At 49.0% G+C, this 25,831-nt stretch carries 24 protein-coding genes; 16 read left to right on the top strand and 8 right to left on the bottom strand.

The genetic code is table 11. The annotated features are described in order from the left end of the window. Window positions 1–4: 4 nt before the first annotated feature. Window positions 5–496, bottom strand: a complete 492-nt coding sequence (locus tag RSC70_RS05995; RefSeq protein ID WP_040044942.1) for a MarR family winged helix-turn-helix transcriptional regulator — start codon at window positions 494–496, stop codon at window positions 5–7. A 96-nt stretch (window positions 497–592) separates the two neighbouring features. Between RSC70_RS05995 and RSC70_RS05990 the strand changes: the two genes are divergently transcribed. After that, window positions 593–1,432 (top strand): DMT family transporter, encoded by an 840-nt coding sequence (locus tag RSC70_RS05990; protein WP_332542030.1) that lies wholly within the window; start codon window positions 593–595, stop codon window positions 1,430–1,432. Window positions 1,433–1,566: 134 nt separating this feature from the next. Further along, window positions 1,567–1,839: a hypothetical protein gene (locus tag RSC70_RS05985; protein ID WP_332542029.1), complete on the top strand. Its 273-nt coding sequence runs from the start codon at window positions 1,567–1,569 to the stop codon at window positions 1,837–1,839. Window positions 1,840–1,906: 67 nt separating this feature from the next. Here RSC70_RS05985 and tehB read toward each other — a convergent pair whose 3' ends face one another. Next, entirely contained in the window at window positions 1,907–2,521 is a 615-nt protein-coding gene (gene tehB / locus RSC70_RS05980) for a tellurite resistance methyltransferase TehB (RefSeq protein WP_234619370.1), read from the bottom strand. Window positions 2,522–2,621: 100 nt separating this feature from the next. After that, window positions 2,622–3,803, bottom strand: a complete 1,182-nt coding sequence (gene ssuD, locus RSC70_RS05975; RefSeq protein WP_332542027.1) for an FMNH2-dependent alkanesulfonate monooxygenase — start codon at window positions 3,801–3,803, stop codon at window positions 2,622–2,624. Between the two features lie 277 nt (window positions 3,804–4,080). Here ssuD and RSC70_RS05970 point away from each other — a divergent pair, with 277 nt between their 5' ends. Next, on the top strand, window positions 4,081–6,006 hold the full coding sequence (locus tag RSC70_RS05970; RefSeq protein WP_332542025.1) for a sigma 54-interacting transcriptional regulator: 1,926 nt from the start codon (window positions 4,081–4,083) through the stop codon (window positions 6,004–6,006). A gap of 56 nt (window positions 6,007–6,062) precedes the next feature. Here RSC70_RS05970 and RSC70_RS05965 read toward each other — a convergent pair whose 3' ends face one another. After that, window positions 6,063–7,850 (bottom strand): methyl-accepting chemotaxis protein, encoded by a 1,788-nt coding sequence (locus RSC70_RS05965; RefSeq protein ID WP_040044947.1) that lies wholly within the window; start codon window positions 7,848–7,850, stop codon window positions 6,063–6,065. Window positions 7,851–8,105: 255 nt separating this feature from the next. Between RSC70_RS05965 and RSC70_RS05960 the strand changes: the two genes are divergently transcribed. Together RSC70_RS05960 and RSC70_RS05955 are read left to right on the top strand one after the other, a co-directional pair. Further along, window positions 8,106–9,293 (top strand): sugar transporter, encoded by a 1,188-nt coding sequence (locus RSC70_RS05960; protein WP_063587626.1) that lies wholly within the window; start codon window positions 8,106–8,108, stop codon window positions 9,291–9,293. Between the two features lie 13 nt (window positions 9,294–9,306). Next, on the top strand, window positions 9,307–9,774 hold the full coding sequence (locus tag RSC70_RS05955) for a tetratricopeptide repeat protein (protein WP_304183649.1): 468 nt from the start codon (window positions 9,307–9,309) through the stop codon (window positions 9,772–9,774). Here RSC70_RS05955 and RSC70_RS05950 read toward each other — a convergent pair. Beyond that, entirely contained in the window at window positions 9,764–11,227 is a 1,464-nt protein-coding gene (locus RSC70_RS05950; RefSeq protein WP_332542023.1) for an aminotransferase-like domain-containing protein, read from the bottom strand. The genes RSC70_RS05955 and RSC70_RS05950 overlap by 11 nt on opposite strands. A gap of 197 nt (window positions 11,228–11,424) precedes the next feature. Here RSC70_RS05950 and RSC70_RS05945 point away from each other — a divergent pair, with 197 nt between their 5' ends. Next, the gene (locus tag RSC70_RS05945; protein ID WP_043493209.1) at window positions 11,425–11,628 is read left to right on the top strand and encodes a DUF1127 domain-containing protein; all 204 of its coding nucleotides are present in this window, start codon (window positions 11,425–11,427) and stop codon (window positions 11,626–11,628) included. 81 nt (window positions 11,629–11,709) lie between these two features. Here RSC70_RS05945 and RSC70_RS05940 read toward each other — a convergent pair whose 3' ends face one another. Together RSC70_RS05940 and RSC70_RS05935 are read right to left on the bottom strand one after the other, a co-directional pair. Beyond that, window positions 11,710–13,725 carry a peptidase U32 family protein gene (locus tag RSC70_RS05940; protein WP_332542021.1) on the bottom strand — a complete coding sequence of 672 codons (2,016 nt, stop codon included), beginning with the start codon at window positions 13,723–13,725 and terminating at the stop codon, window positions 11,710–11,712. 99 nt (window positions 13,726–13,824) lie between these two features. Next, window positions 13,825–14,445, bottom strand: coding sequence for a class I SAM-dependent DNA methyltransferase (locus RSC70_RS05935; protein ID WP_332542020.1), 621 nt, complete (start codon window positions 14,443–14,445; stop codon window positions 13,825–13,827). Between the two features lie 345 nt (window positions 14,446–14,790). Here RSC70_RS05935 and RSC70_RS05930 point away from each other — a divergent pair, with 345 nt between their 5' ends. Genes RSC70_RS05930 through RSC70_RS05905 form a run of 6 tightly spaced genes read left to right on the top strand, consistent with a single transcriptional unit; the run spans window position 14,791 to window position 21,301 of the window. Continuing rightward, window positions 14,791–16,026 (top strand): SfnB family sulfur acquisition oxidoreductase, encoded by a 1,236-nt coding sequence (locus tag RSC70_RS05930; protein ID WP_332542019.1) that lies wholly within the window; start codon window positions 14,791–14,793, stop codon window positions 16,024–16,026. Between the two features lie 23 nt (window positions 16,027–16,049). Beyond that, window positions 16,050–17,255: an SfnB family sulfur acquisition oxidoreductase gene (locus RSC70_RS05925; protein ID WP_332542017.1), complete on the top strand. Its 1,206-nt coding sequence runs from the start codon at window positions 16,050–16,052 to the stop codon at window positions 17,253–17,255. After that, window positions 17,255–18,637, top strand: coding sequence for an LLM class flavin-dependent oxidoreductase (locus RSC70_RS05920; RefSeq protein WP_040044956.1), 1,383 nt, complete (start codon window positions 17,255–17,257; stop codon window positions 18,635–18,637). The genes RSC70_RS05925 and RSC70_RS05920 overlap by 1 nt, the downstream gene beginning before the upstream one ends. Before the next feature lie 39 nt (window positions 18,638–18,676). Beyond that, complete coding sequence (locus tag RSC70_RS05915; RefSeq protein ID WP_061554580.1) at window positions 18,677–19,489, top strand: MetQ/NlpA family ABC transporter substrate-binding protein; 813 nt, start codon at window positions 18,677–18,679, stop codon at window positions 19,487–19,489. A 2-nt stretch (window positions 19,490–19,491) separates the two neighbouring features. Then, window positions 19,492–20,667, top strand: a complete 1,176-nt coding sequence (locus tag RSC70_RS05910; protein ID WP_332542016.1) for a methionine ABC transporter ATP-binding protein — start codon at window positions 19,492–19,494, stop codon at window positions 20,665–20,667. After that, the gene (locus tag RSC70_RS05905) at window positions 20,651–21,301 is read left to right on the top strand and encodes a methionine ABC transporter permease (protein WP_040044957.1); all 651 of its coding nucleotides are present in this window, start codon (window positions 20,651–20,653) and stop codon (window positions 21,299–21,301) included. Before RSC70_RS05910 ends, RSC70_RS05905 begins: the two co-directional genes overlap by 17 nt. Window positions 21,302–21,378: 77 nt before the next feature. Here the strand turns inward: RSC70_RS05905 and cbl are convergent, their stop codons facing one another. Beyond that, window positions 21,379–22,329, bottom strand: a complete 951-nt coding sequence (gene cbl, locus RSC70_RS05900) for an HTH-type transcriptional regulator Cbl (RefSeq protein ID WP_040044958.1) — start codon at window positions 22,327–22,329, stop codon at window positions 21,379–21,381. 573 nt (window positions 22,330–22,902) lie between these two features. Between cbl and RSC70_RS05895 the strand changes: the two genes are divergently transcribed. The 4 genes from RSC70_RS05895 (at window position 22,903) to uspE (ending at window position 25,777) form a co-directional block, all read left to right on the top strand. Continuing rightward, a complete protein-coding gene (locus RSC70_RS05895) occupies window positions 22,903–23,658 on the top strand; it encodes an FNR family transcription factor (RefSeq protein WP_040045164.1) in 756 nt (251 codons plus the stop codon). A 191-nt stretch (window positions 23,659–23,849) separates the two neighbouring features. Continuing rightward, window positions 23,850–24,083 carry a type II toxin-antitoxin system Phd/YefM family antitoxin gene (locus RSC70_RS05890; RefSeq protein WP_040044960.1) on the top strand — a complete coding sequence of 78 codons (234 nt, stop codon included), beginning with the start codon at window positions 23,850–23,852 and terminating at the stop codon, window positions 24,081–24,083. A 24-nt stretch (window positions 24,084–24,107) separates the two neighbouring features. Next, window positions 24,108–24,443 carry a type II toxin-antitoxin system RelE/ParE family toxin gene (locus RSC70_RS05885; RefSeq protein WP_115102660.1) on the top strand — a complete coding sequence of 112 codons (336 nt, stop codon included), beginning with the start codon at window positions 24,108–24,110 and terminating at the stop codon, window positions 24,441–24,443. Window positions 24,444–24,817: 374 nt separating this feature from the next. After that, entirely contained in the window at window positions 24,818–25,777 is a 960-nt protein-coding gene (gene uspE / locus RSC70_RS05880) for a universal stress protein UspE (RefSeq protein WP_040044962.1), read from the top strand. Window positions 25,778–25,831 lie beyond the last annotated feature (54 nt).

The following is a 25,831-nucleotide window of genomic DNA, read 5'->3' as shown; positions in this document are numbered from 1 at the left end:
GGTATTACTCAGCGGGTTCATTATGCAGCAACCAGCGGCGCATAAGATCGGCTAATTGCTGTCTTTCGGTGGCTGTAAGCGGTTCAAGGATCTCTTTTTCATTCTGAACATGATGTTCCAGCGCCCTATCTATGACATTCAGCCCCTCTTCTGTCAGCCCTATTTTGCAGCTGCGTTTATCATGCGCATTGGGCTGCTTGAACACCAATCCCCGCGATTCCAGCCGTTCAAGGCGTACCGACATCGCGCCGGAAGACAGCATGACCGTTTGATAGAGATCCGTCGGGGTTATCAACTCCCCGCTTCTGCGTAGCGTAGCCAAAATATCAAATTCGATGGTATCTAAGCCGTGTTGCTCATAAACGCAGGTAACTTTGCCTGAGAGTAGCTGCCCCATACGCGCCATTCGTCCAATAATACCCATCGGAGAACAGTCGAGATCAGGCCGTTCGCGTTGCCATTGCTCGATAATTTTATCTACGTGATCCTGTGTCATCGCCCCTCCAAGATATCTTTTTAAAAAGATACTTGTTTTATTTCTATTTCGCCACTAACTTATCTTTCACGAAAGTAACTTTTTAAAAAGATAAATATGAACATACTCATCGCTTTTATGGTTCCGCTACTTTGGGGAAGTACCTACGCCGTTGTTGGCTATTTCCTGCAAGACATCTCGCCGGTCTGGATTGCGGTTTTCCGTGCCCTGCCTGCCGGTATTTTACTGTTGCTGATTCATCCAGCAAAGTCACCGTTAAAATGGAGCCGAATGTTTGCAATAAGCATTTGTAACATATCTCTTTTCTTTGTGCTTTTGTTTATTGCCGCGCATCGCTTACCTGGCTCTGTAGCGGGCACATTGGGAGCAACGCTGCCGCTGATGGTGCTGTTATTACAATGGATTCAGGAAGGAAAAAAACCGGCATTATCCAAGCTTGGACTGGCGGTATTAGGGCTAGTTGGCGTAATGCTGCTGCTGAATCCTTCGGCTAATTTAGACATTATTGGCGTGGCTGCTGCGTTGTTAGGCACGTTATTGATGGCGCAAACGTCTCTGTGGATATCACGTTGGCCCACTAACGATCAGCTTGGTCTTGCGGCTTGGCAGCTATTCCTTGGGGGGATTATTTTGCTGCCCTTTGCATTCATGCTTGCGGGAATGCCCGCACTACCTACCCCAAAAACCTGGGTTGGCCTAACGTGGTTGGTGGTGTGTAACACCGCGTTTGCCTACTGGTGCTGGACACGTTCGGTAACGCTCCTTGGCCCACATACCATGTCGATGATATCGCTATTTAATCCTGTTACCGCAGTTTTACTCGGTTTCGTCTTCCTAAGTGAACGCCTTTCTATCGTTCAATGGAGCGGTATTATCTTGATCTTCTTATCGATATTGCTGATGAAAACGATAAAGGCTAAACCCGCGATGGCCTAACGTTCGGCGCACCGTAGAGCCATTGATACTCTTTTCATAATCATCATGGCTCTATATTTATTGCCTGTAACACAAATGCCATATGAAAATGCTATACCTAAAGAGTAGTCATTTATTCCTCTCTGAGGTGTCTTATGAATACTTTCGGCTTAACGCGTACGTTTGCAGGAATTTTGATTGTCGACTGCTGCCACTGTGCGCAATACGATCATATTGAAGAGAGCTTCCAGCTTGCGGTGCAGAAATACAGCTTTCTGGTGCGGCCGGGAGAACATATTGATGGCAAAGAATGGGTGCGCAGAATTGAGCAGAGAAACCCACCGCAAAATGTTGATCACATGCTGAATGCGATTCTGGCCGTCATGCACTCCAGCCCAGAGGTTAAACACGAGTGCGTTTACTACTAGCTAACCCAACCTGTCTAGGAGCTTTATCACTAAAGCTCCTTTTGCTTATTTAGCTTAGCTGGCTGCCTTAGCTGATTTTTTTCGCTAGCATCGTTGCGAAACGCATTTTAATGCGGTTGCCGTTTTCATCGACGCGATGCAGTTCCCCTACGTCTTCGTTGTATTTCGCAAACTCCCAACCGCTGTAATAGTTGCGCAGCTCATCGGGTTTAAAGGTGAATGAAAACGGGACGTTACAAGGATAATCAGGGCTATCCACCGCGGCCACAATCAGGTTGTAACCACCGATGCGCGTGCTGTCTTGCATGTTACGAATAATGGCCGGAATTTCTGGTCGCCCAAGGAACATAAACACCACCGTTGAAAGAATGAAATCATACTCTCCACTGAAGCGATGGGTATTGAGGTCAACCTGCGTTGCCGTAATATTTTTTAGACCTTCAGCTTGAATAATGTCATTCAGGCTGTTGATGCTCATGGCATTTTTGTCCCACGCGGTAACGTTAAACCCTTTCAAGTTCAGATACAGCGAGTTACGGCCACGGCCGCAGCCCAGATCTAGTGCGTCGCCAACGGGGACGATCTTAGCCGCATTCAGCACTTCAGAGTGTGTAGACGTTAATTCATATTTCTTCGTGAAGTAATCGCCGTCGCGTGTCATGTGAGTTGTTTCAGAATTCATTAGCGTGTCCATATCAATTACCAGAATTAATCAGCTAATTATCCCTTATTCCACCCACAAATGCTTCCCTGCACGTGGTGGATTTTACTGCTTGCGGTAATCAGAGCTTTACAGCGTCCGGCTTTTTAGCCGTTGGACGTTGAGCTCCCCCAATTGTTTCACCAAAAGGACCGGTATTAATACTCTGAGCACGCTGCGCTGGCGTATGATTTAAGGTCAACAGCGGCATCACCAGCTCGGCAAAACGATGGGCTTCTTCTAGGTGCGGATACCCAGACAAAATAAAATTATCGATGCCTAACGCTTGGTATTCAGCAATACGGTCGGCAACCTGCTGCGGGTTTCCAACCAGTGCGGTGCCTGCGCCGCCGCGTACCAATCCCACGCCCGCCCACAGATTGGGGCCAATTTTCAAACTATCCCGAGATCCGTTATGGAGCTCACTCATACGTTTTTGACCCGATGAGTCCATGCGAGCAAAAATTTTCTGTGCGGCGGCAATGGTGTCATCGTCCACGTGGCTAATCAGTTTTTCTGCGGCAGCCCATGCTTCCTCTTCGGTTTCGCGCACAATAACGTGTAGACGGATGCCATATTTCAACGTTCGTCCTTCTTGTTCAGCGCGCTGACGTACGGTAGCCAGTTTTTCAGCAACTAAGTCTAGCGGCTCCCCCCACGTAAGATAGGTATCAATTTGACTGGCCGCAACGTCGATAGCTTCGGGCGATGAACCGCCAAAATACAGCGGAGGACCATCCTGCTGAGCAGGTGGAAACAACAATTCTGCGCCCTCAACCTGAATATGCTTTCCGGCATAGTCGACTTTCTCGCCTTGGAGCAGTTTTTTGTAGACGTGTAGGAATTCATTCGTGACGTTGTAACGCTCGGAGTGATTAAGGAATATACCATCACCTTTGTTTTCAACAGGATCTCCGCCGGTGACAACATTAATCAGCAACCGCCCTTCAGAAAGCCGGTCAAGCGTTGAAGCCATGCGCGCAGCCAAGCTGGGTGGTTGCAATCCAGGACGAACAGCGACTAAAAATCGTAGGCGTTTCGTCATGGGGGCTAGTGCCGCCGCGACAAGCCATGAATCTTCACAGCTTTTCCCCGTTGGAATCAATACGCCGTAGTAGCCAAGATAATCTGCCGCTACCGCAATTTGTTGTAAATATTGAAGATCAACGGAACGCCCTCCTTCTGCGGTCCCAAGATAACGTCCATCACCATGGGTTGGAAGGAACCAAAAAACGTTAATGCCAGATTGATGTTGTTCACTCATTATGCTTTTCCTTTATAACTATATTTAAAGAATATCTATTGAAATAATCTCTTTGGTTATAAAACAAATTGCACGATACATGCCAACTCGATAGGTTTTTATTTTTGATAAAAATCAATTAATTAAAATTATTTTGCTTTCTGCAGCATGCTGCAAATGCAACAACAGCGGCGTCTATTTGCTGCAAATGCAGCAAATAGAGATTTGCGGCATCTCGCCGCAAGAGCATTGATGAGATATGTTCAATCACATTACGCATTCATTTTGGAAATGAGTTATGCCGCTGCCGTTACCCTCATCACAGCCGGTGTTGGTCGATCCCGCTTCTATCGCGTTTAAAAACGTGCTGGATAAACTTGCTCCCACCGATGCTACCGTACTGATCGTTGGGGAAACAGGAACCGGCAAAGAAGTGGTGGCGCGCTATCTTCACCACCATAGCCTACGCAACGAACAGCCTTTTTTGGCGGTGAACTGCGGTGCCTTGAGTGAAAGTCTGGCGGAAGCAGAGTTATTTGGGCATGAGAAAGGCGCGTTTACCGGTGCGCTAAATCGTCATCAGGGCTGGTTTGAAGCCGCTGAAGGCGGGACTTTATTGCTGGATGAAATTGGCGAACTTAGCCTGTCGCTACAGGTCAAGCTGTTACGCGTACTGCAAGAGCGAGAAATTACCCGTGTGGGTTCACGAACGCCGATCTCCATTAATGTGCGGGTTATTGCAGCCACGCACGTTGATTTAGCCGATGCGATTAAAGAGCGCCGCTTTCGTGAAGATCTCTATTATCGCCTCAATGTCGCCGCAGTTACGTTGCCACCTTTACGCCAGCGCCCACAGGATATTCCTGCGCTCGCACAGCATTTTCTGGCTTTATATGCCTATCGCCTAGGGCGCCCGCATCTTACCTTAGCGGAGGATACGCTTGAGGCATTAGCCGTTTACCACTGGCCCGGCAATGTGAGAGAGCTCGAAAATACGTTGCACAACGCAGTGCTGCTCACTCAAGAATTGCAGATACAGCCCCATATATTAAAACTCAACGCCCCGAAAAGTGACAGCGTCACTAATGATAAAGCCGTTGATGACGATGAACTTGCCCTTTTTATTCGCTCGCAGCTAGAAAAAGAGACGCCAAGGCTGTTTCAGAAAATCACTGATATGCTGATACAGCATGCCTTCAGTATGAACAATAACAATCAGCAGCAAACCGCCGCTATGTTGGGTATCAGCCGGAATACGTTACGCACTCATCTTGCGAATCTGGGGCTTATCAAATCACGCAAAAAAGAGCGCCTATCGCCCCGCGGCTATACATTATCTGAGGGCCTGATAACTGAACGTGAATTGCGCATTGGCTATCAAAAGTTTGGGAATTTAGGCATGCTTAAAGCTCGACAAAGCCTAGAGAAAAGGTTTTCACAACAAGGCGTTATGGTTCTGTGGAGTGAGTTTCCGGCAGGCCCGCAGTTGTTGCACGCGCTGCAAAATAATGAGATCGATTTTGGGGCGACGGGTGAAGTTCCGCCTATACTGGCTCAGGCACAAAACAGTTCGCTCATCTATGTCGCCTACGAACCACCTTCTCCCCACAGCGTGGCTATGGTCGTTGCTCAAGACAGTCCGATTTACCACTGTTCAGATCTACGCGGCAAGCGTATTGCGGTGAATCGCGGCTCTAACGTGCATTATCTGTTGCTGCAAATGTTGGATGAGCATGGCCTCACGCTCGACGATGTTCGAGTGAACTATACGCCGCTACGATATCCACTGACTCCGTCAGACTTTCATTCTGTTGATGCGTGGATGATGTGGGATCCGTTGCTGAGCGATGCGCAACTTTCTGGCGACATGCGCATTATTGAAGATGGTCACGGAAAGGTACTCAATCAGCAGTTTTATCTCTCGCGCCGCGATTTTGCCCAACGTTCAGCAGACCTGCTCAAGATTGTTTTAGATGAGCTCAAACAGACCGGGATATTTATCGCCACGTATCCAGAAAATGCGGCGCAATTATTGTCGCAAGAATTAGGCCTGCCACAGGCTTCGCTGGCGCTGGCATTATCTCGCCGTCAACATGAGCCGCGTGCCATAAATACAACCGTGATGCGCGATCAGCAAACCATCGCCGACAGGTTCTATGCGTTGGGGCTGTTATCCAAAGCGATTAAGATACGCGAGGCCGTTTGGGATGAGGGATTAGCTTAACATCTCCGCCAAATCGGGGGATGTTAAGCTGAATTAATCGCGAATCAATAACCAAGTTATACGTTGAACTGCCCCACGGCGCCGACCAAATCATTGGCCTGCGACAACAGCGCACCGGAGGCCGCCGTCGATTCTTCTACTAACGCGGCGTTCTGCTGCACCATGGTATCCAGATGGGTAACGGCTTTATTGATTTCATTGATACCGCGCATTTGCTCATCGGCGGCGTTGGTGATCTCCGACATTATCGTTGTGACGGCGGAAACGCTGGTCACGATATCCGTCATGGTTTCACTGGTTTGACGCACCTGCGTTGAGCCGGATGCGACGCTGCGTACCGTCGATTCAATCAGAGATTTAATCTCTTTAGCCGCTTGCGCACTTCGCTGCGCCAGAGTGCGCACTTCACCGGCGACCACCGCAAAACCGCGCCCTTGCTCACCCGCTCGAGCCGCTTCCACGGCGGCGTTCAGCGCCAGAATATTGGTTTGGAAAGCAATGCCGTCAATGACGCCGGTAATGTCACCAATTTTGCCGGAGGCGGTTTCAATCGATTGCATCGTGCTGATGACTTTGGCAATCGCTTCACCACCGCGAGAGGCATCCGCAGAGGCTGAATGTACCGCGTTGTTTGCCTGTTTCGCCGCGCCTGCCGACTGCGCCACCGTGGAAGAGATTTGCTCCAACGCTGCGGACGTTTGCTGAAGGTTAGCCGCCGCAGATTCGGTTCTACTGGAGAGATCTTGGTTTCCTGAAGCAATTTCATTGGCCGCAACGCGCACGGACTCACTGCTGCTACGGATAGACTTCATCACGTCGCTAAGCTTATCAATAAAGCGGTTAAACGAACCGGCAATTTGTGAAACCTCGTCTTTGCCGTTGGTTGGCAAGCGCTGGGTTAAATCCGCAGTGCCAGAGCTAATGGCATCCATTGCATCACGGATCTTAATCAGCGGTGTTAGCGCACGCTGGGCAATCACGCCGATAATCACAGCGGCAGCAACGATCAATACCAGCAGTGTCACTAATGACGTGGTCAGCAATGAGCGCATTCCGGCCGTGGCCTCGGTTTTATCCATTGCCACTACGGTAAACCACGGCGTTCCTGCTACAGGCTGTGCCAGTAAAAGTTTGGCGCTGCCGTTAATGTCATATTCAATCGGTGAACGTGCATTCAGCAAACGTGACAACTCTAAGCTAGGCGCAATGTCGGATAACGGCTTGAGGGTCAGCGATTCATCGGGATGCGCCATAATGTTGCCAGCCGCATCGATGAGCATGCCAAAGCTGTTTTCCGTTGGATGTATGGAACGCACGTTTTCAATCACGCTGTCCATGGTGACATCCCCTTCCACCACGCCTTTCAGAATGCCATTTTCGATATGCGGTGCGGCGAACGTGACCACCATTTTCTTGGTGTTAGCGTCAACATAAGGCTCAGTGACAATGGGTTTACCCGCTTTTACGGCTTGGATATACCAAGGTCGCGTGGTGGGATCATAACCTTCAGGAACGCTGTTAGGCACCGATGAAATATCGATCTTATTAGGATAGCCAATATCAATTCCCATAAAGTTACCTCCGTTGGCGGTTTGCACCATCAATGGCATAGGATCAGGAGAGGTAACATGTGGCGTAAGCGCTGAGACCAACCGGCTTTTGCTTGCCACCCAGTCGGAAATGGCACGGTTATGGCTAGAGGAGACAGCCTCAAGCGTGCTATCAATTGCGCTATTGTTGTATTTATTCGCAATCGAGTAGTTAAGATATGTGTTGATACAAAGAGAGCAAATAACGATGGCGGTAGAAGCAGCCAGAATACGTGAACGGATAGAGTCGAACATGATAGCTTGCCCTGATTAGAAGAGAGATATGCCAGACTTATGTTTTTTATTGAAACAGCACACTAAATAACGGCCTGAATAAATAAAACTTGAGTTATTTACACTATAAATAAATTAAGTCCTATTTATCAGAGAGCTAAGCGCTTGGCGGCTTCTTCTCGATGTCATTGTCCTAGGCGCTATAAATTGTGACCGATTCGCAGTATGCTAGTTACCGAAAAGTTTCCTCCTGTTTTCCTAACCTTAGTAAGTGCCATGAACCCAACTCCAGTCTCCCGCAAAACCGCATGGTTAAGAGTGGTTACGCTTGCCGTTGCCGCCTTTATTTTTAACACCACTGAATTTGTTCCCGTTGGCTTGCTCTCAGACATCGCAGCCAGTTTCTCGATGAGCACCGCGCAGGTCGGCCTAATGCTGACTATTTATGCTTGGGTTGTGGGACTGATGTCATTGCCGTTCATGCTGATGACCAGCCAAATGGAGCGACGCGGGCTGCTGGTGAAGATCTTCATCCTGTTTATCGCAAGCCATGCGCTTTCGGTAGTAGCGTGGAATTTCTGGATCCTCGTTCTTTCGCGTATCGGCATTGCCCTGGCTCACGCGGTGTTTTGGTCAATTACCGCTTCGCTGGCTATTCGTTTAGCTCCGGCAGGCAAGAAAGCGCAAGCGTTGAGCTTATTAGCTACGGGCACCGCCTTGGCGATGGTGCTTGGGCTGCCGCTTGGCCGCGTTATCGGGCAGTATTTAGGCTGGCGAACCACGTTCATGGTTATTGGCATTGTGGCTACCATGACGTTGATTTGTGTCATTAAGCTGTTGCCTAAACTCCCCAGCGAGCATTCAGGTTCGCTCAAAAGCATTCCAATCTTAATGAAGCGCCCTGCGTTGCTGTGTTTATACGCGCTCACCGTCGTGGTAGTTACCGCGCACTACACGGCATACAGCTATATTGAACCGTTTATTCAAAGTGTTGCGCTGATGAGCCAAGGCTTCGCCACCATGCTGTTGCTGGTTCTCGGCGCTGCGGGGATCATAGGCAGCGTGCTGTTCAGTATGTTAGGAAATAAGCACCCTGCTACCTTAATCATTGGTGCCATTGTGCTGCTGACGCTGAGCTTAGTCTTACTGCTTCCTGCCGCATCCAGCCCAATGTGGATTGCTTTGCTGTGTGTCGTTTGGGGTATCGCCATCATGACGATTGGCCTGGGCATGCAGGTGAAAGTCTTGGCGATGGCGCCCGATGCAACCGACGTAGCCATGTCGCTATATTCTGGTATTTTTAATATCGGCATTGGCGCGGGCGCGCTGCTAGGTAATCAGGTCAGTATTCATTTAAGCATGGCCAATATCGGCTATATCGGCGCTGTTCTGGCGCTGGCTTCTCTGATGTGGTGCATATTTATATTCCGCCGCTATGCAGAAGTCTTAGCGAAAGGTTATTAACCTGCGAGGAAATATGATTTTATCTGCCTTGAAAACCCAAAACTATGCGTCTGCATTAGATGCCGCTATCGCACAATTAGCCATCGAGCCTGATTCAGCGCTATTGCATTACTATGCGGCATGGGCCTGTGATGGCTTAGGGCAGGAAAATCGTGCGATCCCTTATTATGAAAAAGCGATCGCCTTGGGATTACCTAAAGCTGATTTAAAGGAAGCCTATCTAGGGCTCGGTAGCACCTATCGAGTAACCGGACATTATCAGCAATCGTTTGATTTGCTTACGCGCGCAACCGCTGAATTTCCTGATGACAAAGCATTACAGGTATTTTACGCCTTAGCCAAATACAGTATGGGCGATGCTAAAACCGCCCTGCGTGATACTTTATTATTGCTCACCAGCACCACACAGGATGATTCCATTTCAGCCTTTCGCAAAGCCATTGATTTTTACGCGCAAGACTTAGATTTCATTAGCGATTAGCAGGAGCTTGGCGGTTTTCCTCAGCTACTTGCAGCTGGCACTCCAACATGGCGCATTCAACCGCCTTGGCCAGTTTTCGTAACGCTTGGTCAACTTTGTCGCTATAAGGCAGTCCGTAATTTAATCGCAAACAATTTCGATATTTCCCCGATGCAGAGAACAGCGAGCCAATGACAAATTGCACTTTGGCTTCGCTGAGTTCGAGACTTAAACGCACGGAGTCAAAATGCTCGGGGAGCTCAATCCACATCATGAATCCACCCTGCGGACGACTAACGCAGATACCACAGGGAAAGTACTCTCTCACTCGACAGGTAAATTTCTCGAGATTCTGCTGATAGTATTTACGCATACGTCGCAGATGAGTTTGATACCCTCCTGACTTGATGAACTCCGCAATAGCTAACTGTGGATGCGAAGCCGATGCGCCGGTTCCGGTGTATTTCATATAGACCACGCGATCAAAATAGCGCCCTGGCGCAATCCAACCAACGCGAAGCCCCGGTGCAACCGTCTTCGAGAAAGAACTGCACAGCAATACGCGTCCATCGGTATCCAGCGATTTTATCGTGATAGGACGAGGATATTCAAAGGCTAAATCGCCATACACATCGTCTTCAATAATGGCGATATCGTAGCATTGCGCCAGCGATAATAATTCCCGCTTGCGTTGCTCTGGCATGATGAAACCCAGTGGGTTATTACAGTTAGGCACCAACATCACAGCTTTAATCGGCCACTGCTCAAGCGCTAACTTCAAGGCTTCGACGCTGATACCGGTGCTAGAGTCAGTGGGAATTTCAATGACTTTTATTTTAGAGCCGCGCAGCTTTTGCATGATCCCATGAAAGGCCGGCGATTCCACCGCAACGATATCGCCTTCCTGACACGCCGCGCGAATTGCCACAATCAGCGCCTCATGGCAACCATGAGTGATGATGACATCAGCAGGATTTAAATGGCATCCCGAATCAATGGCCAAACGTGCCACCTGCTCGCGCAGGGCAAGAGAACCGTACACAGGATCGTAGTTTAATACTCGGCTGTCTTGCGCCTGCATAAGCCGAGTCATCGCTTTCCATAACGGCGCCATTGTGGACTGGCACATATCCGGTGAGCCGCTGCCGAAAGGAGTGGCATCGTTATCAGGTTCTTCATTAAGGCGATCGAGAACACATCCCCACTGCGTTATTTCTACCGGACGTTGAGCTGGACGGCTGATCGCCGGTGCGGGCGGCGTATGTTTGCGGGGCGTAACATAATATCCCGACCGTGGCTGTGGCGTGATGAGCTGCCTATCCTCAAGCAGGTGATAGGCCTGTTGCACGGTGCTGATGCTCACTGAATGTTCATCACTCAGCGTTCGAACCGAGGGCAAGCGCTCGCCGCTTTGATATAGCCCAGCTTCAATTCGTTGTGCTAATAAATCTGCGAGATGTTGATAGCGCGTCATCGTTGCCCTTTCCAATCGTTGCTTAAGATCGTTATTCGCTAAAATGTCAGGCGAAAACCAGTACAGTTGGCCGCGATTTTGACCATTCAGATCGCATAATGCGCAATCTGTATGTTAAATAATGGTTATTTTTGTATCTGTGATGTGTGTTCACTTCGCGCAATGATATTTGCATCGAAACCGCGAGGAGTTGCATGATGGGATATGATGAAAACCAAGCCAAGAAACCATTTTTACAGTCGCCGTTTTATCTGTTTTTCATGGGGCTGTACCAGCATTGGCAAACGTGGCATATGCGAAGAAAAGCGCATAACGATTTACAACGGATGAGTGCGCAGCAGCTGAAAGATATTGGTCTATCCTGCGCGGATATTGACAATATAACCCGTCAGAGAAGGTAGGTTTGGAGATCAATAGAGCCTCTCCGGTTGGTGGATAGGCTCTATTATTAACGTGCTATTTACCGCATTTACAGAAAACTGTTAGCGGCGAGTTTTCGTTTTCGCCACAGTCGCTGACTTACGCGGCAACGTTTTCAATAATTCGTCAGGCGTTACCGATGCCACTACGCTGCCAGCCAGCGGCATTTTTAAAATGTGATTTTTGATTTTCCCTATCACGTGCATTTCACACGGTTTGCAATCGAACTTCAGCGTCAGTACTTCATCCTGATGAACCAGCTGCATCGGCGACGCTCGCCCCTTCACACCCTGCACGCCTTTGGCCTGTTTAGGACACAGGTTAAAGGCAAAGCGCAGACAGTGCTTGGTGATCATCACCGGAACATCGCCTTTTTCTTCGTGCGCCTCGTAGGCGGCATCAATCAACTGCACGCCATAGCGCTGATAAAACTCGCGCGCTTTATGGTTATACACGTTAGCTAAAAATGTCAGGTGAGTTTCAGGGTAAACCGGCGCTGGCTCAGCTACGGCTTTACGGCTGCCACGCTGATAGGCATGTAAACGCGCTTCCGTCAGCATGTCTATGGTTTCGCGACGTAGCTGATTGAGCAAACCATTAGGCACGAAATACGCTGCTGGCAGGTTAATCTCGATGCCCTCTGAGAAATAGATACTCTGGCCTAGCTTAGCGAGGCCATCGTGCAAACTATTGAAGGCTTTCTCAGGCTGTTTGGCAATTTCGAAGAAGCCTTCCAGCGTTTGGCTAACGCTAACGCCGTCCATCGTACTGGCTGTTAGCATCAGCTTATTTTCATTTCCGCTCAGGCGTAGTTTGACGCCAATACGTCGCTCGCTTGACGTTTTCAGCAACGCCTGTTGCCAGTTATGATCCAGATTGCGGTTTAGCGGATGATGCGGACGCAGATTTTTCAGCGCGTCCAACATGTCGTTTGGCCAAACGCGGAAACTATTAGCGGCAATCTTTTCCACTTTACTGGCGCGGAAGCCGACAATGTCACGCTTAATCAATACGTTCAGTCCATCGCCATTGGTCAACGGCTCTGTCACGCTCACATCAACGTGATCTTTCCCGACCTTCAGCACTTCACCAATAGGCAAACCAACGAATTTAGGGGAATCGAATGCGCCGATGTCCATTTGGCGCTGGTTAACAAAATAATCGGTGCTGCCACGGTGGAAGGTTTTATCCGGAGACGGGACAAAAAAGTGCTCAGTGCGCCCCATCGACGCCGGAGCCAACTCTGGCCTTGCCGTCATAATCGCATCAAGGTGCTGGCGATAATAAGCCGTGATGTTTTTCACATAGCTCATATCTTTATAACGCCCTTCAATTTTGAACGAGCGCACGCCTGCATCAATTAATGCGATTAGGTTTTGGCTTTGATCGTTGTCTTTCATCGACAGAAGATGCTTTTCGTAAGCGACCACGCGCCCCTGATCGTCTTTAAGCGTATAAGGCAAACGGCATGCCTGCGAGCAATCACCACGGTTCGCACTGCGGCCGGTCTGAGCATGCGAGATATAGCACTGGCCGGAATAAGCCACGCATAGCGCGCCGTGAATAAAGAATTCAACGGTAGCGTCGATATTATCGCTGATGGCTTTTATTTGATTCAGGTTGAGTTCACGGGCTAAAACGATTTGCGAAAAACCGACGTCCGATAAAAACTTTGCTTTTTCAACGCTACGAATATCGGTTTGGGTGCTGGCGTGCAGCTCAATCGGTGGGATATCCAATTCGAGAATACCCAAATCCTGAACGATAAGGGCATCCACTCCCGCTTCATAAAGCTGATGGATCAAACGTTCCGCCGGTTTCAGTTCATCGTCATGCAAAATGGTATTCAGCGTGACAAAAATCTTCGCCGCATATCGATGCGCAAATCCCACCAATTCAGCGATGTCGCTGAGCGAATTGCCTGCATTGTGACGCGCACCAAAATCTGGGCCACCGATATAAACGGCATCAGCGCCGTGTAGAATCGCCTCGCGAGCAATAGCAACATCGCGTGCGGGGCTTAATAATTCAATCTTGTTTTTATGAGTAATTTTAGGCAAAACATCGCTTCGTTGCATGGATAAACCGTCTTAGTGAAAAGGCGAAAACGTGGCTATTGTAGTCGGGAATTTACACTTCACAAGAAATCCCCGCTCACAATGTGTGATTTATTCAGCTTAAGCGCCACGAATCGCCAACCAAACGGTATGAAAACCACATTCTGGATCTTCAATGCGATGCTCTACCACGCTGAAATCGTGCTGATGAAGCAGGCTTATATACTCTGTTGGACTGAGGCTGGCATGAAAAAGCGGTTTTCCACAAAATTCCCCTATCGCTTCTCCCTGTTCTGGCCCGCTGGTGAACATCAGCGCGGCTTTATCGGCGGCATGTGCGAGAAATATAGCAAACATCTTTCGCTGATCGGCCTGACACAAATGGAAAAAGCTATCCCATGCAATGATCCCGTCAAAGCGCGTACCTAAATCTAATTCGCGCATGTCGTTGACCAACCAGCGCTGCTGTGGAAAACGTTCTCGGCAACGCGCTATTTGCGTCGAAGCGCCATCGATGCTGGTGACGGTGAATCCCTGCCGGATAAAGTGCCCCGCGATGGGCTCTCCGCTGCCACAGCCAATATCCAGAATATGGCCATGGGCCGGAAGCTGTGCGAGAAACCGTTCTAGCCAAGGAACCTCGCAGCGCGGCGAATCTCCCCGAACACCATTGCGTTGGGAATCCCAGAAGGCGGAGTTTTGCTGGTATAACTGGATAATATTGTCTGCCGGAGACGTCATAACGGCCCTTATCGATGATTTATACCCATTGCGAAGTCATTTGGTTTGAACAAAATCTTAAGCGAACACGCAATCTAAAATCAAAAATTAACTAAGCATTGCTGAAATAAGGCTAAGCAACTGCTTTACATAAAGCGTTAATACTTATTACTATCCGATTACATTATTGCGTTAATTATATCTTTATCGAATTAAGCGCTCTTGGCACGGCATAAGCTCAAGGCAAGAGAAATAACCAAACGTAATAAGTCATAACCCAATATCTAGCGTTATTTAAATTTTCATATATTCAATATGCGGGTTGCTATTGCCTAAATTTTGGATAAGAACCATAAGGAATAATATATGCCCGTATTAACGCCTGATGAAAATAAATACCAAACTAATTCGGCGGTATCTCCAGCCAAAATAATCACCACCGAACGTGAGGCGATAGAAGCCGCCAAGCAGGTGGCAAAATTTGCCGCTGAAGAGGCTCAGCACCGTGACCGGCAGCGAGTATTACCGCACGCAGCGCTCGATTTATTCACGCATAGCGGTCTTGGCAGTATCACTATTCCGAAGGAATTTGGTGGGCCGCAGCTCTCTTTCGCCACCGTTGCTGAAGTCTTTCGAATTATTTCCGCCGTTGATCCGGCGCTGGGGCAAATACCGCAAAATCACTTTGGCATTCTGCAACTATTAAGTATTACGGCATCAGAAGAACAATTAAAACGATTATACGGTTCTGTACTCGCAGGGTGGCGAATTGGCAATGGCGGCCCAGAGCGCGGAACGAAAGATACTTTAGACATGCGCACGCGGCTAACCAAAACCGCAGCGGGCTTAGTATTAAACGGTGAGAAATTTTATTCTACCGGTGCATTGTTTGCTCATTGGGTGGCGATTAAAGCTATCGATGATAATCAACAACCGGTGATCACTTTTATTCCTAAACACACGGAAGGTCTGCACATCGTCGACGATTGGTCAGGTATGGGACAGCGCACTACCGCCAGCGGAACAATTAAGCTGCACAACGCGTTAGTTGCTCCAGAGAATGTCATTGCCCTCGCCCCTATTTCACAGCAGCCGAATATTCAGGGCGCAGTTTCTCAGCTTATTCAGGCCGCTATCGATGCGGGTATCGCCCACGGAGCCTTAGAAGAAGCAAAATCATTTATACGCGAACGTTCACGCCCTTGGATTGATGCCAACGTTGAACGTAACAGCGACGACCTTTACATCATTGCCGACGTTGGTCGTTTAACTATCGAACTGAATGCTGCGAATGCCCTGTTGAAACGAGCCGCGAGTATCTTGGATCAAACGCAATCTGCGCCAATAACGGCAGAAAGTGCCGCTTATGCCTCCATTGCCGTGGCAGAAGCCAAAGTCTTAACCACGGATATCGCCCTCGCGGCCAGTGAAAAACTGTTTGAGTGGGCAGGTAGTCGCTCGACATTGGCCGAATTTGGCTTAGATCGCCACTGGCGCAACGCCCGCACCCACACGCTGCACGATCCGGTGCGCTGGAAATTTCACGCCATCGGCCAGTATCGCCTTAATGGCATATTCCCTGCCCGCCACTCTTGGATTTAATTCAACGACAGGATGATTTTGCTATGACAACACAAGTTACCCCGCAAACGCCTGCGGCCAGATTAGAAACTACAGACCAAATATTGGCGCTCACACAACGTTTAGCCGAGGCTTTTTCCGTCGAATCAGCGCTGCGTGATCGGGAACGACGCCTGCCTGACAGTGAACTGCATACGCTGTTCAGCAGTGGTTTAGGGGGTATTACAGTTCCGGCTCAATTCGGCGGTGCTGATGTGTCATGTGCCACTTTGGCACAGGTGGTAAGCCGTTTGGCTCAGGCTGACGGTTCTATTGGACAGGTGCCGCAAAATCATTTTTATGCCTTGGAAGTCTTGCGTATCAATGGCACTCAGGCGCAACAGCAACGGCTATATCAGGAGGTCTTAGACGGTGTGCATCTGGGTAATGCATTGGCTGAATTTGGCACACCGAATGCCCATACGCGTCGGACTCATCTGCATCGCAGCGGCGATAAACTGCTGCTTTCCGGCCGTAAGTTTTATGCCACCGGCGCAATTTATGCCCAGCGCATTCCGGTTCTGGCACTGGGAGAAGACGGCAACGAAGTATTGATTTTCTTACCTAGAGAGACTGAAGGGCTGACCATTATTGATGACTGGTCAGGTTTTGGTCAGCGCACTACCGGCAGCGGTACGGTGTTACTCAATAATTGTGAAGTTGATATTGACGACGTCGTGCCTTTCCACACCGCATTTGAGCGTCCAACCACCGTTGGCCCATTTGCACAGCTGCTGCATGCCGCCATCGATCAAGGCATCGCCCGCGCGGCATACGAAGATATGCTGGCGTTTGTGCGTGAGCATGGACGCCCGTGGATAGACTCAGGCGTGGGTGCCGCCACTGAAGACCCTTTGACGCTGGAACGAATCGGGCGTATTTCCGCACGCCTGAGCGCGGGTGATGCGCTGCTGGAAATAGCCGGTTTATCGGTTGATACCGCCCAACATAACTCAACGGCGGATAGCGTGGCTCAGGCCTCTATTGATGTTGCACAGGCGCGCGCATATACCACCGAGGTGGCGCTAGCGGCCGGTAATCTTCTTTTTGAACTAGGCGGAAGCCGTTCCACGCTGCGCGAATATAACCTCGATCGCCATTGGCGCAATGCGCGTACCCATACCCTGCACGATCCGGTGCGCTGGAAATACCATGCGGTTGGGAATTTTTATCTCAATGGGCAACGTCCGCCGCGCCGAGGGACAATCTGATGAGCCAGCCTAAAAAACAGATCTTGATGAATGCCTTCAACATGAATTGCGTTGGGCATATTCATCACGGTATGTGGACGCATCCCGAGGATCGCTCGACGGATTTCAATAGCCTGAACTATTGGCTCGACTTGGCGAAGCTACTCGAGCGCGGTTTGTTTGATGGCCTGTTTATTGCCGATATCGTGGGGGTTTACGACGTATACCAGCAAGGCATTGGTCTAACGGCGCGGGAGTCGATTCAACTTCCCGTGAATGATCCGATGCTGCTGGTGCCGGCTATGGCGAGCGTTACACAACATTTAGGGTTTGGTGTTACCGCCAATCTCAGCTACGAGCAGCCCTATTTGTTTGCACGCAGGATGTCCACGCTGGATCACCTGACCCAAGGGCGCGCCGGATGGAATATTGTGACCGGTTATCTCGACAGCGCTGCGCGAGCGATGGGACAAACTCAGCAGATCCCGCATGACCGTCGCTACGATATGGCTGATGAATACCTTGATGTGCTTTACCAGCTTTGGGAAGGCAGTTGGCAAGAAGATGCGCTGCTGGCCGATCGTCAAAACCGAATCTATGCAGACAGCACTAAAATTCACTCTATTCAACATCATGGTGAATTTTTTGACGTTGAAGGCTATCACCTCACCTCGCCATCACCGCAGCGCACTCCGCTGCTTTATCAGGCGGGAAGTTCCAAACGAGGCATTCAATTCGCGGCTCGCCATGCGGAATGCACCTTTGTGAATGGCGCTACGCCTCAGGCCATGAAAGCTCAGGTCAATACACTGCGCCAGGCTGCCGTCGCGGCGGGTCGTCGTGCAGACTCACTCAAAGTGTTCATGGGTGTGGGCGTTATTGTGGCTAAAACCGAAGCTGAGGCGAAAGAAAAGCATCAGGAGTATCTGCGCTATGCCAGCCCTGAAGCCGGATTGGCACATTTTTCCAGCTCAACGGGTATTGATTTGGCTTCGTTTGATTTGGATGAGCCTATCGTGGCGGGAAAAGTTGAGGCTATCGAATCCGTAACCAAGGCTTTCAGCGGCTGGACTAAACGTCGCCTGCTTGAACAGCACTCACTGGGCGCACGTTATCCCGTCATTGTCGGGTCACCGTCGCAGGTCGCGGATGCGCTACAAGTGTGGATTGATGAAGCCGACGTGGATGGTTTCAACCTAACGCGCATCGTTAATCCCGGCAGCTACCGCGACTTCATCGATTTAGTGGTGCCTGAACTGCAATCACGCGGCGTTTACAAAACCGAGTACGCCGAAGGCGCGCTGCGGCACAAACTTTTTGGCCAAGGTGCGCAGCTTACTGCGTTGCACCCAGCCGCTAAACGACGTTATCAACCGCAGCCTTTGCAAGCTTTTGCCGGTTAAAACAAGCATCTTAATTTTGGTATTTACAGGGGTGGAACCATGAAGTTAGCGCACGTAAAACTCGGAACTTTGGCCGTTACGCTGTTGTTGAGTGTTCAGAGCGTATTCGCCGCCGCTCAGTTCGAAGGGCCGTTAAAACTAGGCACCACGGCAGCATTCGCACCGCCGCTTGAGGTGGCCGTTGCCGAAGCGAAAAAACAAGGTTTGAACGTTGAGCTGATCGAGTTCAGTGATTGGATCGCGCCCAACGTAAGTCTGGAAAATGGTGATATTGACGTTAATCTTTTCCAGCACAAGCCCTTCTTGGAAAATGCCAATCAGCAAGGTGGTTTGCATCTCGTTCCATACGCGCCCGCCATCATTAATAACGTGGGTTTGTATTCAAAAAAATACAGCAAGATTTCCGATCTCCCAGTCGGTGCGAAAGTCGCTATCGCTAACGATCCGATAAACGCCGGACGCGGGTTATTGCTGTTACAGAAAGCCGGATTAATTACTCTGAAACCCGGCGTGGATTACAAAGCGACTCAAGATGACATCATAAGCAATCCCAAGAAAATTCAGATTATAGAAATTGAAGCAGTGCAACTGTCTCGTTCCTTCGACGACGTGGACTTAGCTCAGGGCTATCCAAGCTATCTGCGTCAGGCCAATACCGTGGCACCGGAAAGCGCTTTGCTGTTTGACGGCATTGACCATCCACAGTACATCATTCAATTCGTGATCCGCGATGGACATCAAGCCGACCCGAGACTGCGTAAATTCGTTGATATCTATCAGCATTCTCCGGTTGTTCGCGCCAAACTGGACGCATTTTACGGCAAACTGTATCAGCCTGGCTGGAGCGCATAACCATGATGAATCTCTCTATGCTTCGCCTGTCGGCGCTTCAACTCTCGATGTTCAACACCGCTATGCTGGCAGAAAGCCTGCGGGAGCCAGCGGTGCTAGAACAGCAAGAGATTCAAGAAACCGAAAATGTGCCTGAGGTTCCCTACAATCATATTGTGTTAGCGGATCTGAATAAAACCTACGCCAACGGCGTGAAGGCGCTCAAAGACATTAATCTGACTATCCAGCGCGGTGAAATATTTGGCATTATCGGCCGCAGCGGCGCAGGAAAATCATCTCTGATTCGCACGCTGAATCGCTTAGAAAATCCGTCATCGGGAACGGTGGCTGTGAACGGTGTCAATATTGGCGCATTGAATGAAAATGAGCTGGTTGCCTTTCGACGCCGTACCGGCATGATTTTCCAGCACTTCAATTTACTTTCGGCCAAAACCGTACGTGAAAATATCGAGCTGCCGCTCAAAGTAGCGGGCGTGAGCGCAGCGGCAAGAAAATTAAAGGTCGATAGCCTGCTGAAGTTGGTGGGTTTAGAGGCGCGGCATAATGCTTATCCCGCGCAGCTTTCAGGAGGACAAAAACAGCGTGTAGGTATTGCCCGAGCCTTGGTGCATGACCCCGAGATTTTGCTGTGTGATGAAGCCACTTCGGCGCTCGATCCTGAAACTACGCATTCTATTCTGGCATTGCTTAAAAGCATCAACCAAACGTTAAAGCTCACGATTGTATTGATTACCCACGAGATGGAAGTGATCCGTGAAATCTGCGACCGCGTAGTCGTCCTCGAACATGGCGAAATGATTGAGTCTGGCGATGTCTGGCAGGTTTTTGGTGAGCCTCAGCATGAGGTCACACAAACCTTGCTCACGCCGACGAGACAGAGTCTGCCGGAGAATATCCAAGCTCAATTACATCCGCACCCAAAATCTGCGCGTGTCGCGCTGTTATTACGGCTTAGCTACAGCGGATTTGAAGCGAGTCGTCCAAACCTAAGCGCGTTGGTAAAGGCCTTAGGCCATGACGTGCAGATTATCAGCAGCTCTCTGGATGTTATCCAACAGCGTACCGTCGGCAGCGTTTTACTGACCGCAATTCCCCAATTTGGTGCTACGGCGTTGATTAACAAAGCGCAAAAAGTCGCTACCCGCGTGGAGGCATTGGGCTATGTCTATTCAGCTTGATCGTTTGTGGCAAGGATTTATTGATACTCTATTGATGGTGGGAGTTTCATCACTGCTGGCGCTGCTGATTGGCCTCCCACTGGCTGTGATTTTGGTGGTATGCAGCCGTAACGGACTCTATGAAGCGCCACGTATACAACAGGTATTGGGCTGGTTTGTGAATCTATTTCGCTCCGTGCCTTTCTTAATTCTGATGGTCGCACTGATCCCTTTCACGCGGTTAATTGTGGGAACGACCTACGGCGTATGGGCCGCCGTGGTGCCGTTGACCGTGGCCGCAACACCCTTCTTTGCGCGTATCGCAGAAGTAAGCCTGCGGGAAGTTGATCATGGTCTGGTAGAAGCTGCGCAGGCGATGGGATGCAAACGACTGCACATCATTTGGCACGTTTTGCTACCCGAGGCATTACCGGGCATTGTCAGTGGTTTCACCATCACCTTGGTGACCATGATCAACGCCTCCGCCATGGCCGGTGCCATCGGTGCCGGTGGGCTAGGTGATTTAGCCTATCGCTACGGTTATCAGCGCTTTGATACGCAGGTTATGTTTACGGTGATTGTGGCGCTGGTTGCATTGGTCACCGTGTTGCAGTTTAGCGGAGACAAGCTGTCGAAGCGGTTAAATCATCGCTAGAGGTTTTAAAATTCGGGAAGTGCGGTGATAGCTCACGCTTTATACAGAGCTATCACCGTAATGCTCAATGGCTGAAATCAAATTTGATAATCAATAACCGATGGGTCTTCGAACTGCATCACCTGCGTTTTTATTTGCGCTGGGGTTAATGCTGGATTACATAATTCAATTAGCTGCCAGACATAATCACGCTGTATCTGCCCTTTCCTCACCCCAATCCACGCCGTATTTGGCGCAAAAAGAGCGCTTGCATCAAGCGTTACCAATTGATGAGTCTCCAGTCTCTGACATGCCTGTTCAGCAAGTATCCCAACGCCAAAACCCAGTTCAACGTAAGTCTTGACCACGTCCGAATCCTGGGCGCTAAGTACGATATCGGGTGCTAGCCCCGCCGCACTGAACGCCTGATCGATACGTGAGCGCCCAGTGATGCCTTGCCGATAGGTAATTAAAGGAAATTGGCTAACGTTCTCCAGCGTAATCGGCAGTTCAACCAACGGATGCGTTCGTGGAACTAAAAGCGCATGTTGCCAGTTAAACCACGGAAAAGCGGCAATGGCAGGCGACTCCGTTAAACACTCGCTGGCGATACCAATATCCGCATCGCCGTTATGCAGCATGGTGCGAATTTCCTGCGGCGAGCCTTGATTGAGCACTAAGCGCACCTGTGGAAATCGCTGACGAAAGTTTTTCAATACCAGAGGCAGGCTGTAACGCGCTTGGGTGTGCGTGGTGGCGATGACTAAAATACCTGACGATTGCTGGGTGAAATCCTCTGCAATGCGCCGAATATTGCTGGCTTCGTCCAAGGTTCTTTCTACCACAGTGAGTAGCGCCTTACCCGGTTCAGTGAGCCCCAGAATACGCTTGCCGTGGCGCACAAAAATTTCCAGCCCCAGCTCATCCTCTAGCTCACGGATATGGCGGCTTACTCCCGACTGGGAGGTATAGAGCATGCTAGCGACTTCGGTGAGATTGAAGTTGCAACGCGCAGACTCGCGGATGATCTTCAGTTGTTGGAAGTTCATGACCTATCTTTAAACAAGAAAACATCCGCCATTTTTAAAGCGTTTTGCTGAACGGGCCAAATAATCAAAAATGGTCTGATATAGCTTATTGAACTAAGTAAGCCAAACGTGAGCCGGACAGTGATTTTTTCCGTTTCTCTTTTGCTCATTTATGTTGTGAGTTCGCAAAAAAGGAAAAAAATATTCATTATGAGAAATTATTTAAATTTCATTTAGGCTGCGCTACCGTTATTTCACGAATAGAGACAAATTATTAACCTTCAAGGTTTACATGCTGCGCTCAAAACCGCACCGCCATTGACTTTTATCGATGAAACTTCGACTTCATGCAGAAAACTAAATGGTTATTTTCTTTGCTAAAATTTAACACTGAAAATAATTCACTCACAACATAACAACAAATTCATTCTTATTGAGTGACGTTGTCACATAAAAAGAACTTAATTTCGGTCACATTTCTTAAATTTAGGCCGACTTAATCGTGGAATTATCGTTTGGATCAACAACAGGGTTTATTCTCTACCCTAAAAGATGTTAAAATTGACCAATATCAATATTGCTTGGGCATTACCTATGATTCCGGAAAAGCGCGTCATTCGTCGTATCCAGTCTGGCGGTTGTGCGATCCATTGTCAGGATTGCAGCATTAGCCAGCTGTGCATTCCTTTTACTCTTAATGAGCACGAGCTGGATCAGCTTGACAATATCATTGAGCGTAAAAAGCCGATTCAGAAAGGTCAGGCGTTGTTTAAAGCCGGTGACGAGCTGAAATCGCTGTATGCCATTCGCTCCGGAACCATCAAGAGCTACACCATTACCGAACAAGGTGATGAACAGATTACCGCATTCCATCTTGCGGGCGATCTGGTTGGTTTTGATGCTATCGGTACCCAGCAACATCCAAGTTTTGCTCAGGCACTCGAAACCTCAATGGTTTGTGAGATCCCATTCGAAACACTGGACGATCTCTCCGGTAAAATGCCGAGCCTGCGTCAGCAGATGATGCGTTTGATGAGCGGTGAAATCAAAGGCGATCAGGACATGATCCTGTTGCTGTCGAAGAAAAATGCCGAAGAACGTTTGGCAGCCTTCATCTATAACCTCTCTCGCCGTTTTGCCCAACGTGGCTTCTCGCCGCGTGAGTTCCGTTTGACCATGACGCGTGGCGACATTGGTAACTATCTGGGTCTGACCGTTGAAACCATCAGCCGTCTGCTGGGTCGTTTCCAGAAAAGTGAAATTTTAAGCGTTAAAGGCAAATACATCACCATTCAAGACGTAGACGCCCTTTCGTTGCTGGCAGGTAATCCTCGCTCAACCACCGAGTAATCGAACGTGTAGTTGCTCAGTGCGTTATCTAACCGAATTTAAAAAGCCCACATCTTAAGATGTGGGCTTTTTGTTTATATGTGCCCATAGCGCCCATCGTTCAACTCAACTAAAACATACGCGCCACTACCCCACCATTTACGTTGGTCTGAATTTGGTCTATATTTAGATCTCAATAAAAAGGAGCCATTATGAGAATCGAAACTATCAGCTATTTAAAGAAAAATGCTGCAGCGCTAGATCTATCGGAACCATTGGTGGTTACCCAGAATGGTATACCGGCTTATGTTGTTGAATCTTATGATGATCGTCAGCAACGAGATAATGCTATCGCGCTCCTTAAGCTTTTGACGATTTCTGAGAAAGATAAGGCTGAAGGCCGTGTTTATTCTCGTGACCAATTAATGGCAGATCTTGATCGGTGAATCTGCAAGTGATTGGAGAGTTTTATGTCAAAACAGCCTTTAAGCATTGAATATACTCAAACGGCGAAAAGTACACTGAATGATATTGTTTATTATCTTCAGTATAATCAGATCGACCCTCGCCCTATCGTTGGTGAAATGCTCGATGATTTTGAAAACAAAGTGGGCATATTTCCGCAAGGCTGCCCAATCGCACCTGAACTCGTGAAAATCGGCTGTGATAAGTATCGTGAATGCAATACTGCGAATGGTTACCGAATTCTTTATTCAGCTACTGAAGAAAGAATTACCGTCCACGTAATTCTTTCGCAGCGCCAAGATATTCAGCAACTGCTGTTCAAGCGGCTGATCGAGGCATAAACATAAGGCCTGTATTTACAGGCTAGGTACCCAACAGCATCTCTCAGCTAAGCTTAACTCCCCAGCGCTTATACCCTCTTACGTTGTATTCGATAACTTTTTCAGTGAATCCCCATAAGTTTTCTTCAAAAGTGAGACACTTATCATCACATCCTGTTGTTGTACTGCTACAGTTGATTCGCTATCTAAATCATTTACAAAAGCATAGATTGTATATGGATTTTAAGTTTTTGATTTTTAATGGCGTAAAAGTAAACCATCGCTGTTTTTTCATCATGGTTTACTCTTAACGAGTAAGGCCTATTGTATGGTTTTGTCCTTTGGACGATAAAACAGTGCCATGCGCACATTTTTTGGGTTAGCGAGGAGGCGGTATGGCGAAGTATCAGAATCTTCTGGTGGCTATTGACCCCAATCAGGATGATCAACCGGCGTTACGTCGTGCTGTTTATCTGGTCCAACGAAACGGTGGACGCATTACCGCGTTCCTGTCTATCTATGATTTCTCCTATGAAATGACAACGCTGTTATCGCCAAATGAGCGCACCTCCATGCGTCAGGGCGTTATCAGCCAGCGTTCAGCGTGGATCAAAGAGCAGTGCCGCTATTATTTGGAAGCTGGCGTGCCGATTGATATCAAAGTGGTTTGGCATAACCGTCCTTTTGAAGCGATTATTCAGGAAGTCATCAGCGGTAAATACGATTTGCTGCTCAAGATGGCGCATCAGCACGATCGCTTAGAATCCGTTATTTTCACCCCTACCGATTGGCATTTATTACGTAAATGTCCTTGCCCTGTGTGGATGGTCAAAGACCAGCCATGGCCACAGCACGGTACAGCGCTGGTGGCGGTGAATCTATCGAGCGAAGAGCCCTACCATGACCCGCTTAACATTAAATTAGTGAAAGAGTCGCTCGAACTGGCGGAGCACGTGGACCATACCTCTCTGCACTTGGTCGGCGCCTATCCGGTTACGCCAATTAATATCGCCATCGAACTGCCGGACTTTGATCCGAGTATTTATAACGATGCGATTCGCGGACAGCATCTGCTGGCGATGAAAGCGTTGCGGCAGAAATTTGGCATGAAAGAAGAATGTACGCATGTCGAAAAAGGCCTGCCTGAAGAAGTGATTCCTGACGTTGCCGAACATTTGAACGCGGGCGTTGTGGTGCTTGGTACGCTAGGGCGAACCGGTATCTCCGCGGCATTTATTGGCAATACCGCAGAACATGTGATCGACCATCTGAAGTGTGACCTGCTGGCCATTAAGCCTGATGGCTTCCAGTCTCCGGTGGAATTAGATGACGACGATGAACATGATGATGAGTAGCTAATAATAGATGTAAAAAGGGCCGCAATTGCGGCCCTTGTGTTTTATACCTGA

Origin of the sequence: Hafnia sp. (assembly GCF_036648275.1) — a bacterium.
GTDB lineage: Bacteria > Pseudomonadota > Gammaproteobacteria > Enterobacterales > Enterobacteriaceae > Hafnia > Hafnia alvei.
Note: the sequence above shows the minus strand (reverse complement) of the source record. Positions and strands in the feature narration are given on the sequence as shown.

Coding starts and splice junctions, on each gene's coding strand:
- RSC70_RS05910 (WP_332542016.1), top strand. CDS start 19,492: ATGATGAATCTCTCTATGCTTCGCCTGTCGGCGCTTCAACTCTCGATG.
- RSC70_RS05930 (WP_332542019.1), top strand. CDS start 14,791: ATGCCCGTATTAACGCCTGATGAAAATAAATACCAAACTAATTCGGCG.
- RSC70_RS05950 (WP_332542023.1), bottom strand. CDS start 11,227: ATGACGCGCTATCAACATCTCGCAGATTTATTAGCACAACGAATTGAA.
- RSC70_RS05890 (WP_040044960.1), top strand. CDS start 23,850: ATGAGAATCGAAACTATCAGCTATTTAAAGAAAAATGCTGCAGCGCTA.
- tehB (WP_234619370.1), bottom strand. CDS start 2,521: ATGAATTCTGAAACAACTCACATGACACGCGACGGCGATTACTTCACG.
- RSC70_RS05915 (WP_061554580.1), top strand. CDS start 18,677: ATGAAGTTAGCGCACGTAAAACTCGGAACTTTGGCCGTTACGCTGTTG.
- cbl (WP_040044958.1), bottom strand. CDS start 22,329: ATGAACTTCCAACAACTGAAGATCATCCGCGAGTCTGCGCGTTGCAAC.
- RSC70_RS05965 (WP_040044947.1), bottom strand. CDS start 7,850: ATGTTCGACTCTATCCGTTCACGTATTCTGGCTGCTTCTACCGCCATC.
- RSC70_RS05970 (WP_332542025.1), top strand. CDS start 4,081: ATGCCGCTGCCGTTACCCTCATCACAGCCGGTGTTGGTCGATCCCGCT.
- RSC70_RS05935 (WP_332542020.1), bottom strand. CDS start 14,445: ATGACGTCTCCGGCAGACAATATTATCCAGTTATACCAGCAAAACTCC.
- RSC70_RS05990 (WP_332542030.1), top strand. CDS start 593: ATGAACATACTCATCGCTTTTATGGTTCCGCTACTTTGGGGAAGTACC.
- ssuD (WP_332542027.1), bottom strand. CDS start 3,803: ATGAGTGAACAACATCAATCTGGCATTAACGTTTTTTGGTTCCTTCCA.
- RSC70_RS05905 (WP_040044957.1), top strand. CDS start 20,651: ATGTCTATTCAGCTTGATCGTTTGTGGCAAGGATTTATTGATACTCTA.
- RSC70_RS05945 (WP_043493209.1), top strand. CDS start 11,425: ATGGGATATGATGAAAACCAAGCCAAGAAACCATTTTTACAGTCGCCG.
- RSC70_RS05985 (WP_332542029.1), top strand. CDS start 1,567: ATGAATACTTTCGGCTTAACGCGTACGTTTGCAGGAATTTTGATTGTC.
- RSC70_RS05960 (WP_063587626.1), top strand. CDS start 8,106: ATGAACCCAACTCCAGTCTCCCGCAAAACCGCATGGTTAAGAGTGGTT.
- uspE (WP_040044962.1), top strand. CDS start 24,818: ATGGCGAAGTATCAGAATCTTCTGGTGGCTATTGACCCCAATCAGGAT.
- RSC70_RS05920 (WP_040044956.1), top strand. CDS start 17,255: ATGAGCCAGCCTAAAAAACAGATCTTGATGAATGCCTTCAACATGAAT.
- RSC70_RS05925 (WP_332542017.1), top strand. CDS start 16,050: ATGACAACACAAGTTACCCCGCAAACGCCTGCGGCCAGATTAGAAACT.
- RSC70_RS05995 (WP_040044942.1), bottom strand. CDS start 496: ATGACACAGGATCACGTAGATAAAATTATCGAGCAATGGCAACGCGAA.
- RSC70_RS05955 (WP_304183649.1), top strand. CDS start 9,307: ATGATTTTATCTGCCTTGAAAACCCAAAACTATGCGTCTGCATTAGAT.
- RSC70_RS05885 (WP_115102660.1), top strand. CDS start 24,108: ATGTCAAAACAGCCTTTAAGCATTGAATATACTCAAACGGCGAAAAGT.
- RSC70_RS05895 (WP_040045164.1), top strand. CDS start 22,903: ATGATTCCGGAAAAGCGCGTCATTCGTCGTATCCAGTCTGGCGGTTGT.
- RSC70_RS05940 (WP_332542021.1), bottom strand. CDS start 13,725: ATGCAACGAAGCGATGTTTTGCCTAAAATTACTCATAAAAACAAGATT.